The organism is Stappia sp. MMSF_3263 (assembly GCF_030733745.1).
GTDB lineage: Bacteria > Pseudomonadota > Alphaproteobacteria > Rhizobiales > Stappiaceae > Stappia.
The window spans coordinates 48376-65689 of the sequence record NZ_JASHIK010000005.1 but is presented as its reverse complement, the minus strand read 5'-3'; the positions used below and the strand labels follow the sequence as shown (position 1 = coordinate 65689).

Genomic DNA, 17314 nt, shown 5'->3' with positions numbered 1-17314 from the left:
TGACAGGAAGGGAAGCGGCATCGCGCCATGCACCGCAGCTATTTCCGGCCGGGACGGCGCGCGTACCGCGCTAGTCGCCACCCCGCCGACCACGAAATCCCTTGGCAAGCACATAAAGCTCCGGGCTTTCCTTGCGACTTGCCGGCGGCTTGATGTGATGCACCGTCTGGTAGTCGCGCTTCAGACCCGCAAGCAGTTCGTTCTCGGTGCCGCCCCGGAACACCTTGGAGAGAAAAGCCCCGCCAGGTGCCAGATTCTCGCTGGCGAAAAGCGCCGCCACCTCGAACAGATGGGTGGTCCGCAGGTGATCGGTCTGGCGGTGGCCGGTAGTCGGCGCCGCCATGTCCGAAAGCACCAGGTCGGGCATGTGTCCGCCAAGCGCGGCGCGCAGGGCATCGGGCGCATCATCGTCGAGGAAATCCTTGAGCAACAGCGTCACGCCGGGCAAGGGTTCCACCTCGAGATAGTCGATGCCGACGATACGCGGATCCTGGTCGGTGGAACCGGTCCTGGCGGCCGCCACCTGGCACCAGCCGCCGGGAGCGGCGCCCAGGTCGACGATTCGCAGGCCCGGCTTCAGCAGGTTGTGCTTGTCGTCGATCTCCAGAATCTTGTATGCGGCGCGCGAGCGGTAGCCGTCGATCTTGGCCCGGCGAACATAAGGGTCGTTGAGCTGGCGCTGAAGCCAGCGGGTGGAGGAATTGCTCCGCCGCCGGGCCGTCTTCACCCGTTCGAACATGCCACGATCGCCGCGTCCGCGGCCCGATGTGCTCATTGCTGTTTCCTTGACCGCGGCCGGTGACGGTGCGGTGCGTTGCGGCGCCAGACATTGTCGGCGGCCATCAGTTCCATGAGGATGCCTTCCCGCAGCCCCCTGTCGGCGACACGCAGCCGCTGGCAGGGCCAGCGTCGGCGAATCGATTCCAGGATCGCGCAGCCGGCAAGCACCAGATCGGCCCGATCCGCGCCGATGCACGGATTGCCGACGCGCTCCTCATAGGGCATCGCGCGCAGCCGCTCAATCATTGCCGTGACGTCTTCGTCATCCATCCATACGCCGTCGATGCGGCGACGGTCGTAGCGCTTCAAGCCGAAATGCACCCCGGCCAGCGTCGTCACCGTGCCGGATGTGCCGAGCATGTGGACCTTTCCGTCGCAGATCGCGGCACTCAGCTCGCGTCCGAGCGAAAACGCCTCGAGATGCTCGCGGGCATCATTGACCATCGCCTCGAACGTGTCGGAGGTGACGTGCCGCCCACCATGGCGCTCGGCCAGGTTGACCACGCCGACGGGCAGCGAGATCCAGGCGCGGATGAACCGCGTCAGCGCGACACCGCGCGCACCGCAGCGATTGCGAAGATCCAGCCAGACGATCTCGGACGAGCCGCCGCCGATATCGAACAGCACCACGCCATTGGCATCCGGGTCGACAAGCGAGGCGCAGCCGGCGACAGCCAGACGGGCCTCGGTCTCCCGCGAGGCGATCTCCAGCGACATGCCGGTCTCCTGCCGCACCCGCTCGATGAATTGCGGGCCGTTTTCCGCCGCGCGGCACGCTTCCGTCGCGATCAGGCGCGCCCGCTCCACGCCGCGATCGCGCATCTTGTCGCGACAGCAGACAAGCGCCTCGAGCGCCCGGTCCATCGCCGCCTCGCCCAGCCGGTTGGCATGGCCGAGCCCCTCGCCCAGCCGCACGATCCGCGAATAGGCGTCAACGACGCGAAAGCCGCGCTGCTCGGGCCGGGCAACGAGCAGACGGCAATTGTTGGTGCCAAGATCGAGCGCGGCGTAAAGGCGGTCAGGCACCGCACCCGCAGCAGACCCGTGGCGCCCCTCGCGCGCCGGAGGCGAGCGCACGTCCCTTGCGGCTCCCGGGCGCGGATCACCGGACGACCGTTCGGCAGCCGGCCCGGCGGTGGCCGCCGGACCCGAGGCCGCACGTTCCAGGGAGGGGCCGACCGTGCCGGGGCGGTTTGCCTCCGACACTGCCGTGACGGTATCCGCATTTGCCGGCCTGCGCTGAAGCGCATCGCGGGTAGCCTCCGGCAGCGCTCTTGCCTCGCTCCTTCCCGAGCGGTCCATGTCGGATCTGTCGTTTCCGCGTCGACCGTTTCCAGCCCCGCCCTGCCTTGCCCGGCCCTGCCGTGCCTGGCCGTGCCTTGCCTGGTCGTGTCTTGCCTGATCATCTCTTGCCTGGCCGTGTCCGGACTGATCCGGCCCGGCATGGTCCTCGCCAGCCGTCTCGCCAGCGGACCGACCGAGGTCCGGTTTCCCGACCTGCGCGCGGCGTTCGGCCCGATTGGGACGGCGGCGCTTCTTGCCGCGCCGCTTGCCGCCGCCCGGTGCATCACCCGGGCGCCGGTCGCCGGCGTCGCTGCTCCCGCCGGCCGCTGTCCGCACGCTGCCGCCGGCAGCACGCAAGCCGCCACTCGCCAGTTCTGACGCATTCCGCCCAGACGCTGCCGCTTGCGCGGCCTGCCCCTCGGTCGCAGCCGAGGCCCCTCCGGCCCCGTGCTGCCTGCGTTTCTTCCGGGAGCGGCGGCGTTTGGCGCCCGCTGCCGCGGGCCTTGCCTTGTCACCGTTCCCCGGTGTCGCGCCGGAATGCGGCCGGATACCATCCGGCCCCATTGGTCCCGATTCGCTCACACTCGATCCTTGCCGGCGCTTTCGCGCCTCCGCCTCCAGGGCGACCGCCTCGTGGCGTCGCGGCCTGGAGCGCTTTTCCGTTGGGCCAAGTTTACCATCATATGCGCGCCCCGCAATGCGCAGGCTGAACCCAACGGAAACAGTGCCGCCAGACGCGGCCTTCCCGTTTTGCGCGACATGGATTTGCACAGGAGGAAAGCGAGAATTTGTACCGTCGCACTTGACAGAGCAGGCGACGATTCATACAACGCGCACACGGAAGCGCTGCCGTCGACGCGGCGGGCGACGCTCCGGTTTTCGCATCACGCGGCCGTCTTGGCAGCGTCGAAAGCCGGAAAATCAGGCGCACCGTTCGGCATTGGGGAATAGGTTAACGGTAGACCCGCGGACTCTGACTCCGTTAGTCCTGGTTCGAATCCAGGTTCCCCAGCCAACTCTTTTCCTGAAAATTCAGACAACGGCCCCTGCAGGTGCCGCGGCCAGTTCCTGCCGCAGCAGCGATCGTTTCCGCCGTATCAAGCCGTTTCCCAAAAGACATGCGACCTGCCCCGGTGACAGGACCGCCGTCAAGACGGTCCGGAACATCACGGGCGCAGGTCGAACGAACTGGAGCGTTCAATACGCGACGGTAAACCGGGCTTGCCGATGCCTGGGCTGCTGAGCCTCATCGAGCAGCGCAACCGCAAGATCCTCCATCGATATCATCGAGGTGCCGTCCGCATCGACCAGCAGGTGATCGTCGCCCGTCCTGTAGCGGCCCGTGCGCAGGCCGGGTTGCAACAGCGCGGGCGGGCTCAGATAGGTCCAGTCCGCCTCGGTCTCGGCCCGGCAGACGGCGTATTGCTCGCAACAGGCAACGGCGATATCGCGCCATTCCGGCGAGACATACCGCTGATCGTCAACAATCGGCTGGCCGGTATCCGGCGCAAGCAGGCTGCCGGCCCCACCGACAAGCAGGAGCCGCACGCCGCTGGGCCGGAGACCTTCCAGCAAGGCCCTGGCCGTCCTGACGTGATCTCGTTCGCTGCCAGGCGTCGGACGGGTGGCGCTGATCACCAGATCATGGCCCACGCTCAGTTCGGCGACATCCTGCGCATTCGCGGCGTTGCCGGCCCGGATGGCGGTGGCGGCAAGCGGCTCTCTCACGCGGGCCGGATCCCGCGTCACCGCGGTGACCGTGTGCCCTCGCTCCACGGCTTCGGCGACGACGCGGCGGCCGACGTTTCCGGCCGCTCCAAAAACAAGAATTCGCATTTGAAGGCTCCCTTTTCCAATCAGACGCAAAGATGTCCCGTACCTGTTCAACCTGCCGCGGTCCGCTTTTGCGGTGTCGGCGACCTGTTTCGCCCGCTCGCGGAACGGCGCAGCAGCAAGACGATCGCCAGCACCACCGCCACGGAGCCGGGCAGCCAGTGCCAACCGATCCTGCCGGGCTCCATCGCAAAAATGAGAAACATCGAGATGAAGGGAACGAGATAGGTGTAGGCCGTCACCGTGCCTGGCGTGAGAACCCCGGTTCCCCGCTGCATCAGCCAGAAGGTGACGCCGCTTGAAAAGATGCCCAGATAGGCAACCAACAGGAAGTCGGACACCGTCATGCGGGCCAGTGCCCGCACCGGCTCAAGGGCAAGGCCAAGAAGCCCGATAAGCACGCCGCCGGCCACGAGGCTCCAGAAGGTGCGCAGCGCGGAACTCGGCGAAAGCCAACCCCGCTGCAGGCCCCATTTGCTCAGGACCGGATAAAACGCGGAGGCGAGGCAGCCGAGGAAGAACAGTCCCTCCGCAAGGCCGAATTCCAGGCTTGCACCCGTATCGGCATTGCCGGCCCAGGCGAGCCCCAGCGCTCCCGCGGCCCCGACCGCCAGCGTCGCCAGCAGCACCACGTCCGCCCGCTCCACGCCGAACACGCGGCCGAGCGCATAGGCAAGCAGGGGAACGCTGACATAGAGCGTGGCCATCGACAGCGCCGTAACCTGATGCGCCGCCCAGAACATCGCGCCAAAGAAACCGGCAAGGCACAGCCCCATCGCCGCATAAAGGACAAGCCCGGCAAGACCGGGCAGGCGATCGGGAGCACGCCAGACGATCGCCCCCAGCGCAACGGCCGCAATGGCGAAACGGATCGCGGTCAGAAACAGCGGCGGCAGCCCCTCGCTCAACAGTCCCACCGCGGGAAAGGACAGCCCGACAATCAGCGCCCACAAGAACATTCCGGCATGCGCGCCTTCCGCGCCCTTCGCTTCAGACGACACTGTCGTGACCTCCTGTCGTATCCTGGATAGCCGGATCTGCCGCCCGTTCTGGCTTGCGGGAGAAAGCCCCGCTATGCCGCATAGGGTCGCTTTGCGCGCGCATCCCGAAGCACCTCGGCCCACCATGAGAGTTGATCGAGCATGACCCTGGCCGCCACGTTGGGGCCCTCGGGTTGCTTCAGTTCGCCGGTTTCGTCGAACAGCTCCCGGCAATTGTGCAAGCTGACGCAGTCGCGAAGCGAAACCATGTGCAATTCGGCGCAGACCTGCCGAAGTTGCTCGACCGACCGCAGGCCGCCGGAAACGCCGCCATAGGACACGAACGAGACCGGCTTTGCCCTCCACTCTTCCCGCGCGGCATCCAGAGCGGTTTTCAGCGAGGCCGGGTACCCGTGATTGTATTCGGGCGTGACGATCACGAACGCGTCCGCTTTCGAAAACCTCGCCGTCACCGCCGTCACCTCGGCCGAAGGCGTGGCGGTCATGACGGACGGCAGTTGTGCTTCGGCCAGGTCGATCAGATCGATGTCCAGCGTGCCGTGCAGCGCCGCGCGCGCAACAAACCAACGGGCGACCGTCTCCCCGAACCGCCCTTCCCGCGTGCTCCCGACAATCACGGCGGTGCGAATTCGCGCTTCTGTCATATCCTGCCTCCTGCTCCTGCAACCGTCACGACCAACCGGGATCAATGACGAGGAACGTTAGGAAGGACGGGCAGGCCGGATATAGAACATCCGCGACCGATCGATTGGACGTTCTTGCTGCAACCCGTTCTGCATTGATGCGGCCGCGCGGCGGGTCTCGCCTGCGTCAGCAGCGATGCTTTCCGCTTTGGGGATCAGAAAGGAAGCGACCGGGAACGGTATTCGGCCGGCGTCACGTTCAGGAAGCGCCGGAACAGTCTTGTCATGTGGCTCTGGTCCGCAAAGCCGCAATCGGCCGCGACAACCTTCAACGGAGCACTCCCGCTGCGCAGTTGCTGCTTGGCATGCTCCACACGCTTCCGCAGAACATAGGCATAGGGCGAGCAGCCGAATTCCTTGCTAAACTTGCGGCTGAAGTGAAAGACACTCAGTTGCAGGACGCCGGCAAGTTCGGCAAGGGAGATATTCCGGCCGATATTCTCCTCGATGAACTCGAGGATCAACCTGCATTGGGGCCGCGACAACCCGCCATTGGGCAGGTGTTCGCGGAAGGCGACCGCCGCGTAGTTTCGAAGAATATGCACGGACATCTGACAGCGCAGCGCCTCGACGTAAAGCTGGCCGCCAAGGCCGCCAACGCCAACCTCGCTGGCCAGCCGCGCCGCCGCTTCGGTCAGGACGGGATCCTCGGCGGACAGGATATTCCTGAGTTGTATGTCTTCAATGTCCCGCTCGAACACGGCCTCGGCCGTCGCGGCCATCGCCTCGAAGGGCAGGTAGACGTGAAGGGCCTCAACGGGGCTGTCCCAGCGCCAGTGCGACACTTCTGCGCGCGTCAGGACGGAGACAAGACCCGGCCCGACGCGTCCGGTCTCCCATGGCCCGTCATAACGGCGCCATTTCAGTGCATGCCGGTTGACATAAGCCACGACCGCGAAATCGCAGACCATGGGCAGGTTCACCTCTTGTGGCGGCGTATGGTAGCGCTTCAGCTTGAGGCCGTTCCAGCCAAGGGGCGCGCTGTCCTGCACCAGATCGCCGTCCATCCATTGAGGCAACTCTTCCGGCGTGATCACAGTGCCCATCTGGCTTCTTCCTCCCCTGACCGTCTCAACCGCCAGCCTCCGCCTGCAGGTCGGCGAGGCCGTTGGCGCATGAGAGAGCCGAGGCAGGCGGCCGTCGAGAAGATTGTAGTCATCGCGTCGTGCCGCGATCAAATGACAGCATGACACGATCTGGAAGAGGCTGTTGAAGACTGCCCGGAGGGTGCTTGCGGACCAGGGCATTCGCCCGCGAAATCAGGCCTGAATGTCGAAACGGATGGTTATTGCATACAATCTTCGCATTCTTGCGCGAAGACGCCATCGCCCGCCGGAAGCAGCATGCTCCGGCAGGCAGGCTTTCAGGCTCGGCCGGAAACGGCCTGCATCAATGCGCGCGCCGAGCCGACAAGCAGGCCGGTGTCGACACCGGCGGCAACGAAGCGATAGCCCCAGTCGCGGTAGCGAAGCGCGTCTTCCGCGCGGGTCGCGAGAATACCCGGGACCTTGCCTGCAGCCGTGATCCGCTGTGCCGCCGCGCGGATTGCCTCCTGCACGTCCGGGTGACCCGGATTGCCGAGATGACCCATCGAGGCGGAGAGATCGGACGGGCCGATGAAGACGCCGTCGACGCCCTCGACCGCCGCGATGTCCTCAAGCCGCGCCATCGCCTGCGCGGTCTCGATCTGGACGAGCACGCAGATCTCGGCATTCGCCTTTTGCAGGTAGTCCGGCACCATACCGTAGCGGCTGGCGCGGGTGGAACCGGCGACACCGCGAATGCCGTCGGGGGGATAGCGGGTGGCGCGCACCGCGGCCTCCGCCTCCTCCACCGTCTCGACGAACGGCACGAGCAGGGTCTGGACGCCGATGTCGAGCAGCCGCTTGATCAGCACCTTGTCGTTCCACGCGGGCCGCGTCACGGCGGAGGCGGTGCCGGTGGCGGCGGCCTGGAGGATCGGCTGCAGGGCGGCGATCTCGACCGGCGAGTGCTCGGTATCGAACAGCATCCAGTCGAAGCCGGTCAGCGACAGGGCCTCGGCCGCGACGGGGCTCGCGAGTGAGCTCCACAGGCCCCATTGCAGCTCGCCGGACACAAGGCGTGCCTTGAAGCGGTTCTGCGGCATGGTCATACGAACTGCACTGCGACCGAGCCGAGCGGGCCGAAATCGGCATGCAGCGTATCGCCCTTGGCCGCCCAGACCGGCCGCGTGAAGGAGCCCGACAGCATCAGGTGGCCCGGCTCCAGCGTCGTGCCGAAGGGGCCGACCTTGTTGGCGAGCCAGGCGATCGCCATCGCCGGATGGCCGAGCACGCCGGCGGCAAGGCCGGTCTCCTCGATCTCGGAGTTGCGGTAGAACACCGCGCCGACCCAGCGCAGATCGACGGCATCCGGGCGCACGGGGCGGCCGCCGAGCACAATGCCGGCGGCAGCGCCGTTGTCGGCCACCGTGTCGTAGATCCGGCGCGGCTCCGTGACGCGCGCGTCGATGATCTCGATCGAGGGCACAACCCATTCGGTGGCGCGCAGAACGTCGACGAGGCCGACGCCCGGACCTTTCAACGGCTCCTTGAGGATGAAGGTCAGTTCCGGCTCGACGCGCGGCACGCAGAAGGCATCGAAGGGAACCTTGGCGCCGTCGGAAAGGACAAGGTCGTCGAAGAGATAACCGTAGTCCGGCTCGTCGATCTTCGAGGAGGCCTGCATCGCCTTCGAGGTCAGGCCGATCTTGTGGCCGACGATCTTCCGGCCGGCCTTTACCCGCTCAGCGGCGACGGCGGAGGAGATCGCATAGGAATCCTCGATCACGATCTCCGGGAACATTTCGGAGGGGCGTCGGCCTTGCACCTTGGTGCGATGGCTTTCAAGCAGGGAGGCGACGACCTCCGCGCGCTGGGCTTCAGTCAGCATGATGTCCTCGGATCCTCAGAGCTTGATGCAGACGTTGCGGAGTTCGGAATAGAACTCCATGGAATGGATGCCGCCCTCGCGGCCGATGCCGCTCGCCTTAGAGCCGCCGAACGGGGTCCTGAGATCGCGCAGGAACCAGCAATTGACCCAGCTGATGCCGACCTCGACCTGGCCCGCCACGCGGTGCGCCCGCGTCAGGTTTTCCGTCCAGATCGAAGTGGCAAGCCCGTAGGGCGAGTTGTTGGCAAGCGCGACCGCCTCCTCCTCGGTATCGAAGGGGGTGAGATGCGTGCAGGGGCCGAAGATCTCCTCGGTGATGACCGGCGAGGTCTCGGGCAGGCCGGTCCAGACGGTCGGCTCGACCCAGTAGCCGTCCTCGTAGCCCTGGAGCTCCGGCACACCGCCGCCGACGATCATGTTGGCGCCCTCGCTGCGGGCCTTGTCGTAGAAGGACAGCACCTTGGCGCGGTGCTCTGCCGAGATCACCGGACCCATCGTCGTCGCCGTGTCGAAAGGATCGCCGAAGCGGTAGCTCCGGGCCTTGTCGGCAAGGCCTTCCGCGATCCTGTCGAAGATGCCGCGCTGCACGTAGATCCGCTCGGTGCCGAGGCAGACCTGGCCGGTATTGGCAAAACAGGCGCGGCCGATGCCCTCCATCGTCTTGTCGAAATCGGCATCGTCGAAAATGATGCCGGGATTCTTGCCGCCGAGCTCAAGCGAAACCGGACGGACGCCGCGCGCGGCCGCCGCCATGATCGCCTCGCCGGTGCGGGTCTCGCCGGTGAAGGTGATGCCGTCGACATCCGCATGGGTGGTCAGGAACTCGCCGGTGCAGCCGGGGCCGCGCCCATGCACGACATTGTAGACGCCGGCGGGAATGCCGACCTCGTTCATCACCTCGCCCAGAAGCGTTGCCGTTGCTGGCGTTTCCTCGGACGGCTTGACGACAACCGTGTTGCCGCAGGCCAGCGCCGGGGCGACCTTCCAGGTCATCAGCAGCAACGGCAGGTTCCACGGACAGATCACGGCGATGACGCCGCGCGGCGTGCGCACCGCATAGTTCAGCGCGCCAAGGCCATCCGGCGTCGGCATGGAGAAGCTTTCGGTGCCGAGCGTCGCGACCTGGTCGGCGAAGACGTTGAAATTGGCGGCGCCGCGCGGAATGTCGATATGGCTGGCGATCGAACGCGGCTTGCCCGTGTCGCGGATCTCGGCGGCGAGGAACTCGTCGAAACGCGCGTTGATGCCATCGGCAAGCTTGCGCAGGAGGCCTGTGCGCTCGGCCACGCTCATCCGGCCCCAGGGGCCTTTCAGCGCCGCGCGCGCGGCGCCGACCGCCTGGTCGACCTGCGCCCTGTCGGCGGCCCGGATCTCGCCGATCACCTCGCCGGTGGTCGGAAAGTGGTTGGCAAAGCCGTCGCCCCGGCCGGAAACGAACCGGCCATCGATGAAGTTCCTGAATTCGGTCACGTTGCGCCGCCTTTTTCCTTGGGAGCCGTCTCCGGATCCGCCGCTGTCAGATGATCCCACATGCGCTCGACGATGCGCCCGGCCCGGGTCGCACGCTCGGCTGCCTCCGCCTGCGATATCGCGGGGGCCTCGATGAGCCCGGCCGCGCGCGCGGCCAGCTCCACCCGGCACATGTCCTCCAGATACCAGGCAAGCACCGTCGCTTCCTGAAGGCTGGCGCCCGCCGTCACCGCGCCATTGCCGCGCATCAGCAGGCCCGCGCCCTCCCCCATCGCGTCGATCGCGCCCCGGGCACGGGCATCGTCGCGGATGAGCTGGACGTCGTCCCAGAGACCGACGGCGGGAGCGAAATAGGTGCCGAAGCCGTGGCGCATGGCGGGCACGGTCGAGGTCGCGCCGAGCGCCATCGCGCTCGGGCCCATGAAGCGCACGACGCCGCCCGCCTCCGGCCGGCGCCGGTAGATCTGCTGGTGCAGCCGCACCTCGCCGAGCACGCCCTCGGGCAAAGGCCCGTGGACCGGCACCTCGGTGCATTCGGCACCCGGTGCGATCAAGCCCATCGGCTCGGCTGGACAGACGAGAAAGCGTTCCGCGTCGATGCGCGCCGAGCAATGCCCGTAGGCGTGAACGAGGCCGGCCCGGGCCAGCGCGCGCGCCGCCAGCCGAACGGTAAGGGAGAGATTGCTCATCAGTCCTGCCCGTCGCCGCCCTTGGCATTGTCGAAGGCGGCGATGCGCGGGGCGGAACCCCACTTGCAGAAGCCCTTCGGCTCGAAATGGAACTGCCGGTCGCGCCAAAGCGGCTCGTCGTGGATCTCGCAGACCCCGGTCGAATACTCGAAGGTCATGCCGTCCGGTCCGGTGAAATACAGGAACTCGGCCGACGAGGTCGGATGCTGGCCGGGACCGAAGGTGATCTTGACCTGGTTGTCGGAGACGAAGTGGAAGGAACGCTGGATGTCGTCCGTGCCGCCGACCTGGTGGTTGATGTGCTGGATTCCCGCCTTGTGGAAGGGGAAGAGCGCGATCGAATGATGGATCGTGCCAAGCCGCATCAACGGTGCATCGCCGATGCGGTCGGAGACCCGTGCGTTGCAGACACTCGTCCAGAAGGCCTCGTCGCGCGCCGCGTCCGTGGTGCAGAGCCCGACATGGGAGAAGCCGGTGATGCCGGCATCGCGGGTGCCGTGATAGCGCAGGCCCGTCGTCTCGGGACGGACGACGAACTCGATGGCATTTCCGGTCGGGTCGCGGAAGCGGATGAACTCGCGCACGAGGCGCGCCTCGCATTCCTCGCGCGTGCCGTAGTGGACATGGTGGCCGAGCGCTTCCAACGTGGCGGCCGCCGTTTGCAGGTCCTCGCCGCGTCCGAGCTCGAAGGCGGTCACCTGGTCGGCCGGATCTCCCTCGACATAACAAAGCGTGTGGGCGCGCTCATCGGACTTGAAATAGGTCGCGCCGCGACGGCGCTCGGACACCTCGAGGCCGAGGATGTTGGTGGCGAACCATTCCGCTCCAGCAAGATCCGTGGTGCCGAGGCGACAGTAGACGACATCCTTGAGCTCGATCATCGCGCCTCTCCTCCCAGGAATTCCGGCTGCTCGGTCACCGAGCCCCATTGGCCGTGGCTCAGCGCGGTATCGGGAAACTGGCGCGGGCCGCGCGCCTCGATCTGCGGACCCTTCTCCATGCCGGTTGTATAGCTCAGCAGCAGACCCCTGGGGCCGCGCGTCGTCACGTACATGGCGCCTGAGGCAGCCTGCCGGTCCGGGCCGGCGACAACGGGAAGCTGGCTTTTCTGGATGAAGTACCAGTTGCGCATCAGGCTGTCCTTGGCGTCGACCTCGTAGGCCGCGCCGAGAATGCCGTCGCGGGCGGACGGGTAGAGCGCGATGCGGTGATGCGCCTCGTCGAGCGCCAGATAGGCGGCATCGCCGGCCCAGTCGGACACCGTCAGGCCCAGCCCCTTGACGAAGAAGGTCTCGTTGGCGGCGACGTCGGTGCAGGCAAGCTGGACGGCGCCGAAATCGGTGATGCCGGCATCGCGCGGACCGTGATAACGCCAGCCGGAGGTCAGCGGCCGCCAGACGATCTCGACCATGACCCCGTTCGGCGCCTCGGTGGCGAGCACCGCCTTTGCCTGACGCACCCGCGCCCCGTCGGCAGACAGCATGCGCGCTGTGTATCCGGCAGCCTCGAGCCGTGCCCCGAGCGCACCGAGGTCTTCCTCGCGCGCCACGGTGAGCGCGATCGCCTCGCCGTCGCCCGCCGTCGAAAGACAGAGCGAATAATTGCGGTCGTCGGAGCGGAACATGGCACGCTCGTCGTCACGATCGCTCGCCTGGAGACCGAACACGTCCCGTGCAAAACGCGCGGCCTCGTCGAGATTGTCGACGGCCACACGCAGGTATCTGAGGTCACGGTACTTCATCGTCGGCTCCTTGCGTTCTGGGTGCGCACGGGCGACAGCGCCGCCCGTGTGCGGGATATGAAATGCGAACGTCACATCCCGGAAGCTTCGGCTTCAAGCTCCTTGAGGAGCGGTGCTTCCTCGCGCCAGCGGGCGTACCACTGGTCCACGGAATCTCCGAACCACTCGCGGCCGACCTGGATGACCGGAACATCGGTCGTTTCCAGCTTGGCGCGGTAGTCGGCGTCGATCCCGGCATAGCCGGCGACCAGCGTGTCGAGCCGCTCCGCGAAGACCTCCTCGACGACGGCGCGGTCGGCTTCCGCAATCGTGCCCCACTTGCGCCCCGAGGCGATGGCGGCCATCGGGAACATCATGTGGTCGGAGATCACGATGGATCCGGCATGGTCGTAATATTTCGAGTTCCAGGTGCCTTCGACGTCGATCTGCATGCCGTCGACCTGGCCGTTGGCGAAGGCGTCATAGAGCGCCGGCAACGGCATCGGCGTCGGCGCCGCGCCAAGCCCCTCCCAAAAGGCAAGTTCCGGCGCGAAGGGGATCGTGCGGATCTTCTTGCCCTTCAGGTCCTCGACCGTCGCGGTCTCGCCCCGGGTGACGATCATGCGCATGCCGGCCATGCCCCAACCGAGACCGACGAGGCCGAAATTGCTCATGCCATCCAGCAGCTTCGTCGCGGTCTTGCCCTTCAGCAGCTCGCGCGCGCCGGCCACGTCCTTGACGATATAGGGGGCAAGGAAGATGCCGTAATTGGGATCGCGGTTGGCGAACTCGCCAAGCGTGAAGAACGCGAAGTCCATCACGCCGGTCTGCAGCTGCTGCAGCATCTGCGCCTCGTTGCCGAGCTGGCCCGACGGGAACACCAGGATCTCGACCCGGCCCTCGGTGCGGGCCTTGATTTCCTCGGCGGCGGCGGTCGCGGTCACCGTCCACTGGTGCGGCGGCGGCGTGATCAATCCGAGCCGGTACTGCTCGGCGGTCGCCGAACCGGCGGTCATTGCCAGGATGGATGCCGCCAGCGCGGCGCCTTTGAAGCGTTGCATGTCCTACCTCCCCGTTTTGCTCAGCCGTGCAGATAAGAGGTCGCCGGCCGTGGCTTCATAAAATATCGATATTTTTCCGAGATCAACAAAAAATCGATATTTCTGCAAAGAAAGAAATTTTCTCGTTATTTTAGAGGGCGCTGTCGCGCTCGCGGTTCATCCTCGCCACCTGTTCGAGCAGGACCGGCATGGTCGCGTCGCGGTCGGCGGCGATTCCGGCAAGCGGCGGCAGGTCCGCCGCCTCGTAGGCCTCGGCGATGGTCCTGCAGGTGTCGGCATCGAGAACCGGCGCGCCGAGATCGTCGAACAGCGCCTGGAACTGCGGGCCGAGTGCCTCGAGAAAGCCCGCCATGCCACGCTCGGCGCCGGCCAGCGCGAAGACGCTCATCGGGCCAAGCCGGCACCAGCGCGGCGCCAGCGCCTCGGTCACGGCACGCTCGGTGTCCTCAAGGCTCGCCGCCCCGGTGGCGACGAGATGCACGGCCTCGCGCCACAAGGCCGCCTGCAGCCGGTTGACCAGATGCCCGGCGACCGGTTTCTTCAGTGCCAGAACCGTCTTGCCCATCGCCTCGTAGATCGCGCGCGCCCTCGCCATCGCATCGGCCGAGGTGGCGGTGCCACCGGCGATCTCGACCACCGGCATCAGATAAGGCGGATTGCAGGGATGGCCGATCAGAAGCCGGTCCGGTCGCGCCAGCCCAGCCGCGATGGCATCGGCAGTGAAGCTGGAAGAGGACGAGGCGATGACCGTCTCCGGCCCGACCCTTTGCTCGACATCGGCAAGAACACGCTGCTTCAGATCGAGGCTCTCTGACAGGGCCTCCTGGACAAGGTCGGCGCCGTCTTGCGGAAATGTCGCGACCACCACCGGCGGCCCTGCCCCGTCTGCGAGATTGCCGAGCCGGGCGAGCACCGCACGCGCCTGCTCCCAGGTGGCGGCAACGCGGTCGGATGCTCCCGGATCCGGATCGACGACCCGCGTTTCCAGGCCCGCACCGGCGAAGGCTGCGGCCCAGCCCGCCCCGATCAGCCCCCCTCCGATGACCGCAACGCGGGTCATTGCAGCGCGGCCCCAAGGCCGGTCGAGAGCATCGGAAACAGCGACAGGGCGACGATGACGAGCGCGACCGCGAGGAAGAAGGGCAGGATCAGCCGCGCCAGCCGCTCGGCCCGCACATTGCCCATCAGCGCGGCGGTGAACAGGCCCGTGCCGACAGGCGGCGTCAGCAGGCCCGCCGTCAGGTTGAGGCAGACGATGACACCGAACTGGAACGGATCGATGCCGTAGACGCCCGTCGCCACCGGCAGGAACACCGGCACGACGAGAATGATCGCCGGGATCGGATCCGTCACCATGCCGAGGAAGAGCAGGATCAGGTTGATCGTCAGCAGGAAGACGATCGGCGATGTCGTCAGCGACTGCACCCAGGCAGACACGATCGCCGGCACGTTCTCGAAGGTGATGACCCAGGAGAACAGTCCCGCGGCGGCAATCAGGAACAGGACGACGGCGGAGGACGCGGCGGCCCGCATGAAGGCGGGCCAGATGTCGTTCACCGACATCTCGCGATAAACGAACATGCCGACGATGACGGCAGCGACCGAGGCGACGGCGGCCGCTTCCGTCGGCGTCGCGATGCCGCCGAGGATCGAACCGATGATGACGACGGGAATGGCCGCCGCCGGCAGCGCGTCGCGCACCGCGACGGCGCGCTCGCGCAGTTCCAGTTTCCCGCTTTTCGGGAAGTTGTACCGGTGCCCGAGCCAGGCGATAACAGCCAGGAAGGCGAGGAACAGGATGACGCCCGGCACGATGCCGGCGATAAACAGGTCGCCGATCGGAAGCTGGGCAATGACGCCGAAGATGATGAACATCATCGAGGGCGGGATGATCGGCGCCAGCATGCCCCCGGCCGCGGTGATCGCCACCGAAACATCGCGCGGATAGCCCGCCCGCTCCATCTCGGGAACGGCGATACGCGACATGATGGTGATCTGCGCCACTGTCGAGCCGAGGATCGAGGCCATCATCATGTTGGCAACGAGATTGACATAGGCAAGCCCGCCGCGCACCGGGCCGAGCAGCGCCATGGCGAAGGCCATCAGCCGCCGGCCGATGCCGCCCTCGTTCATGAACTCGCCCAGGAGGATGAACAGCGGCAGCGCCAGCAATCCGTAGTTCTCGAGCCCGCCGAAGAACTGCTGCGGGAAGCTCTGGAACAGGATGTAATTGCCGCTCGCGAGAATGATGACGACGGCAAGCGCCATCAGCGCGAAGGCGATCGGCACACCGGCGATCAGGAACGCGAGAAAGAAACCGCCGCCGATCATTGCGCGCGCTCCGAAACGGCGCCGAAACGGGCGAGTACATGGACGATCCCCGTCAGGCAGAAGACGGGGAGAATGAGCCAGAACCAGACCTTGCGCATACCAAGCGTCGTCGTCGGCTCCTGATAGAGGAAGTTGAAGCTCTTCAGCGAATAGGCCTGGAGGTCTTCCGCCGCGAGCACGCCAAGCGGATCGAACCAGTTCCACAGCATCCAGGCGAAAAGCGCGAACAGGGCGAGGAGGACCGTATCGACGACGCGCGCCAGTATCTTGCGAACGTGCTCCCCCAGTCCATCGGACACAAGCGTGACGGCAATGTGCTGTCGGTTGGCAAGGCCCAGCGACGCACCGGCAAACGCACCGAGAACCATCAGGTAGACGGCGAGCTCGTCCGTCCAAATCAACGGACGGCCGAAGGCGCGGGACACGACATTGGCAAGCAGAAGCCCCAGAATGGCGACAACGATCGCGCCGGCGAAACGCGCCTCGACCCAGGCCACGGCATCGCTCATCCGCATCAACCGGGCGCGAAATCCATTGCTTTCGTCAGCCTTCCCCGGCGCAGCCATACGCATCTCCCTTGCCTCAACTCGCTGTTGGCGATCGGAGCGCGAGTGAATATCGATATTTTTACACTGTCAAACAAAAAATCGATATTATTGCACTTTTGCCAGATTGGCGTATCCTCTGCGAAAGGCTATCAAAATAATGGGCAGGAGGCTTGGGCTTGAGCGCTGATTCACAGGGTCCGGAGAAGACCATCGCGGAACGTGCCTATCGCACGATCCGGGAAGATATCGTATCCGGCATTCTCAAGCCGGGCGAGAAGCTGAAGATCGACATCCTGCGCAAGCGCTACGGCTTTGGCGCGGCACCCCTGCGCGAGGCGCTCTCGCGCCTGTCCGGCGATCATCTCGTCAACGTCATCGGCCAGCGCGGTTTCGTCGTGGCTCCGATCTCCGTGCATGATGCGGCGGAGATCGGCGACTTGCGCAAGCTGCTCGAGGTCGAGGCGCTGTCGCGCTCTATTCCACGCGGCGACACGGCGTGGGAAGAGCGGCTGATCACCACCTATCACCGCCTCTCGCGGCTCGAGACCGGCGAGGACCAGGGTATCAAGGCACTCGACCTGTGGGAAAAGCACAACTCGGCCTTTCACGATGCAACCGTCTCGGCCTGCGGTTCGGCGTGGCTCTTGAGGCTGCGCGAACAGCTCTTCCGCCAGCACGAGCGCTACCGCCGCTTCAGCCGCATCAAGACGGTCTGGACCAGAAACATCCATGCCGAGCACGAGGCGCTGTTCGAGGCGGCCATGGCAAGGGACGTGGAACGGGCGGCCGGCATCATTTCCGTGCATGTCCAGCGGACGACCGATGCCGTCATCGCGGCACTCTCGCCGGCAGGTCCTGGCGATGACGTGACGGCCACAGCAGGCCACGCGGCGCTGGCGGATGCAAAGCCATAGGGCAGCCAATGCCCTGCCCTGGCGGTCGCATCTTGAAATCAGAAGCCGTCAGGTCCCGCCTTCCGCACGGACGCCAAGCCAAGGGGG

Annotated in this window: 18 protein-coding genes and 1 tRNA gene; 3 read left to right on the top strand and 16 right to left on the bottom strand. The window is 66.2% G+C overall.

Going from position 1 to position 17314, the window contains the following annotated elements; translation table 11 throughout:
- Positions 1 to 70: 70 nt before the first annotated feature.
- Together RBB46_RS07550 and RBB46_RS07545 are read right to left on the bottom strand one after the other, a co-directional pair.
- On the bottom strand, positions 71 to 775 hold the full coding sequence (locus RBB46_RS07550) for an RlmE family RNA methyltransferase (protein ID WP_306028298.1): 705 nt from the start codon (positions 773 to 775) through the stop codon (positions 71 to 73).
- Positions 772 to 2082: a Ppx/GppA phosphatase family protein gene (locus RBB46_RS07545; RefSeq protein WP_306028297.1), complete on the bottom strand. Its 1311-nt coding sequence runs from the start codon at positions 2080 to 2082 to the stop codon at positions 772 to 774. Before RBB46_RS07545 ends, RBB46_RS07550 begins: the two co-directional genes overlap by 4 nt.
- Positions 2083 to 2223: 141 nt before the next feature.
- On the opposite strand from RBB46_RS07545, the gene RBB46_RS07540 reads away from it, so the two are divergent.
- The gene (locus RBB46_RS07540; protein WP_306028296.1) at positions 2224 to 2442 is read left to right on the top strand and encodes a hypothetical protein; all 219 of its coding nucleotides are present in this window, start codon (positions 2224 to 2226) and stop codon (positions 2440 to 2442) included.
- 563 nt (positions 2443 to 3005) lie between these two features.
- Positions 3006 to 3079 (top strand) — tRNA-Gln (locus RBB46_RS07535).
- 182 nt (positions 3080 to 3261) lie between these two features.
- Here RBB46_RS07535 and RBB46_RS07530 read toward each other — a convergent pair.
- From RBB46_RS07530 to RBB46_RS07465, 14 genes are all read right to left on the bottom strand, one after another.
- Positions 3262 to 3930 carry an NAD(P)-dependent oxidoreductase gene (locus RBB46_RS07530; protein WP_306028295.1) on the bottom strand — a complete coding sequence of 223 codons (669 nt, stop codon included), beginning with the start codon at positions 3928 to 3930 and terminating at the stop codon, positions 3262 to 3264.
- A 17-nt stretch (positions 3931 to 3947) separates the two neighbouring features.
- Positions 3948 to 4898 carry a DMT family transporter gene (locus tag RBB46_RS07525; RefSeq protein ID WP_306028294.1) on the bottom strand — a complete coding sequence of 317 codons (951 nt, stop codon included), beginning with the start codon at positions 4896 to 4898 and terminating at the stop codon, positions 3948 to 3950.
- A gap of 71 nt (positions 4899 to 4969) precedes the next feature.
- Complete coding sequence (locus RBB46_RS07520; RefSeq protein ID WP_306028293.1) at positions 4970 to 5542, bottom strand: NADPH-dependent FMN reductase; 573 nt, start codon at positions 5540 to 5542, stop codon at positions 4970 to 4972.
- Positions 5543 to 5736: 194 nt separating this feature from the next.
- Entirely contained in the window at positions 5737 to 6627 is an 891-nt protein-coding gene (locus RBB46_RS07515; RefSeq protein ID WP_306028292.1) for a helix-turn-helix domain-containing protein, read from the bottom strand.
- Positions 6628 to 6944: 317 nt separating this feature from the next.
- Positions 6945 to 7715: an HpcH/HpaI aldolase/citrate lyase family protein gene (locus RBB46_RS07510; RefSeq protein ID WP_306028291.1), complete on the bottom strand. Its 771-nt coding sequence runs from the start codon at positions 7713 to 7715 to the stop codon at positions 6945 to 6947.
- Positions 7712 to 8494: a 2-oxo-hept-4-ene-1,7-dioate hydratase gene (hpaH, locus tag RBB46_RS07505; protein ID WP_306028290.1), complete on the bottom strand. Its 783-nt coding sequence runs from the start codon at positions 8492 to 8494 to the stop codon at positions 7712 to 7714. The genes RBB46_RS07510 and hpaH overlap by 4 nt, the downstream gene beginning before the upstream one ends.
- A 15-nt stretch (positions 8495 to 8509) precedes the next feature.
- Positions 8510 to 9964, bottom strand: coding sequence for a 2-hydroxymuconic semialdehyde dehydrogenase (locus RBB46_RS07500; RefSeq protein ID WP_306028289.1), 1455 nt, complete (start codon positions 9962 to 9964; stop codon positions 8510 to 8512).
- Complete coding sequence (locus RBB46_RS07495) at positions 9961 to 10653, bottom strand: class II aldolase/adducin family protein (RefSeq protein ID WP_306028288.1); 693 nt, start codon at positions 10651 to 10653, stop codon at positions 9961 to 9963. Before RBB46_RS07495 ends, RBB46_RS07500 begins: the two co-directional genes overlap by 4 nt.
- Entirely contained in the window at positions 10653 to 11534 is an 882-nt protein-coding gene (locus RBB46_RS07490; RefSeq protein ID WP_306028287.1) for a VOC family protein, read from the bottom strand. The genes RBB46_RS07495 and RBB46_RS07490 overlap by 1 nt, the downstream gene beginning before the upstream one ends.
- Positions 11531 to 12394 (bottom strand): VOC family protein, encoded by an 864-nt coding sequence (locus tag RBB46_RS07485; protein WP_306028286.1) that lies wholly within the window; start codon positions 12392 to 12394, stop codon positions 11531 to 11533. Before RBB46_RS07485 ends, RBB46_RS07490 begins: the two co-directional genes overlap by 4 nt.
- Positions 12395 to 12465: 71 nt before the next feature.
- Positions 12466 to 13434, bottom strand: coding sequence for a TRAP transporter substrate-binding protein (locus RBB46_RS07480; protein WP_306028285.1), 969 nt, complete (start codon positions 13432 to 13434; stop codon positions 12466 to 12468).
- A gap of 130 nt (positions 13435 to 13564) precedes the next feature.
- Complete coding sequence (locus tag RBB46_RS07475) at positions 13565 to 14494, bottom strand: 3-hydroxyacyl-CoA dehydrogenase NAD-binding domain-containing protein (RefSeq protein ID WP_306028284.1); 930 nt, start codon at positions 14492 to 14494, stop codon at positions 13565 to 13567.
- Positions 14491 to 15765 (bottom strand): TRAP transporter large permease, encoded by a 1275-nt coding sequence (locus tag RBB46_RS07470; RefSeq protein ID WP_306028283.1) that lies wholly within the window; start codon positions 15763 to 15765, stop codon positions 14491 to 14493. Before RBB46_RS07470 ends, RBB46_RS07475 begins: the two co-directional genes overlap by 4 nt.
- A complete protein-coding gene (locus tag RBB46_RS07465; RefSeq protein WP_306028282.1) occupies positions 15762 to 16274 on the bottom strand; it encodes a TRAP transporter small permease in 513 nt (170 codons plus the stop codon). Before RBB46_RS07465 ends, RBB46_RS07470 begins: the two co-directional genes overlap by 4 nt.
- A gap of 215 nt (positions 16275 to 16489) precedes the next feature.
- Between RBB46_RS07465 and RBB46_RS07460 the strand changes: the two genes are divergently transcribed.
- The gene (locus RBB46_RS07460; RefSeq protein WP_306028281.1) at positions 16490 to 17227 is read left to right on the top strand and encodes a GntR family transcriptional regulator; all 738 of its coding nucleotides are present in this window, start codon (positions 16490 to 16492) and stop codon (positions 17225 to 17227) included.
- Positions 17228 to 17314 lie beyond the last annotated feature (87 nt).

What these genes read in the sequence shown, in the direction of transcription:
- RBB46_RS07485 (WP_306028286.1), bottom strand. Translation starts at nt 12,394, where the DNA reads ATGAAGTACCGTGACCTCAGATACCTGCGTGTGGCCGTCGACAATCTC.
- RBB46_RS07470 (WP_306028283.1), bottom strand. Translation starts at nt 15,765, where the DNA reads ATGATCGGCGGCGGTTTCTTTCTCGCGTTCCTGATCGCCGGTGTGCCG.
- RBB46_RS07520 (WP_306028293.1), bottom strand. Translation starts at nt 5,542, where the DNA reads ATGACAGAAGCGCGAATTCGCACCGCCGTGATTGTCGGGAGCACGCGG.
- RBB46_RS07545 (WP_306028297.1), bottom strand. Translation starts at nt 2,082, where the DNA reads ATGGACCGCTCGGGAAGGAGCGAGGCAAGAGCGCTGCCGGAGGCTACC.
- RBB46_RS07495 (WP_306028288.1), bottom strand. Translation starts at nt 10,653, where the DNA reads ATGAGCAATCTCTCCCTTACCGTTCGGCTGGCGGCGCGCGCGCTGGCC.
- RBB46_RS07510 (WP_306028291.1), bottom strand. Translation starts at nt 7,715, where the DNA reads ATGACCATGCCGCAGAACCGCTTCAAGGCACGCCTTGTGTCCGGCGAG.
- hpaH (WP_306028290.1), bottom strand. Translation starts at nt 8,494, where the DNA reads ATGCTGACTGAAGCCCAGCGCGCGGAGGTCGTCGCCTCCCTGCTTGAA.
- RBB46_RS07490 (WP_306028287.1), bottom strand. Translation starts at nt 11,534, where the DNA reads ATGATCGAGCTCAAGGATGTCGTCTACTGTCGCCTCGGCACCACGGAT.
- RBB46_RS07540 (WP_306028296.1), top strand. Translation starts at nt 2,224, where the DNA reads ATGGTCCTCGCCAGCCGTCTCGCCAGCGGACCGACCGAGGTCCGGTTT.
- RBB46_RS07480 (WP_306028285.1), bottom strand. Translation starts at nt 13,434, where the DNA reads ATGCAACGCTTCAAAGGCGCCGCGCTGGCGGCATCCATCCTGGCAATG.
- RBB46_RS07515 (WP_306028292.1), bottom strand. Translation starts at nt 6,627, where the DNA reads ATGGGCACTGTGATCACGCCGGAAGAGTTGCCTCAATGGATGGACGGC.
- RBB46_RS07550 (WP_306028298.1), bottom strand. Translation starts at nt 775, where the DNA reads ATGAGCACATCGGGCCGCGGACGCGGCGATCGTGGCATGTTCGAACGG.
- RBB46_RS07475 (WP_306028284.1), bottom strand. Translation starts at nt 14,494, where the DNA reads ATGACCCGCGTTGCGGTCATCGGAGGGGGGCTGATCGGGGCGGGCTGG.
- RBB46_RS07465 (WP_306028282.1), bottom strand. Translation starts at nt 16,274, where the DNA reads ATGAGCGATGCCGTGGCCTGGGTCGAGGCGCGTTTCGCCGGCGCGATC.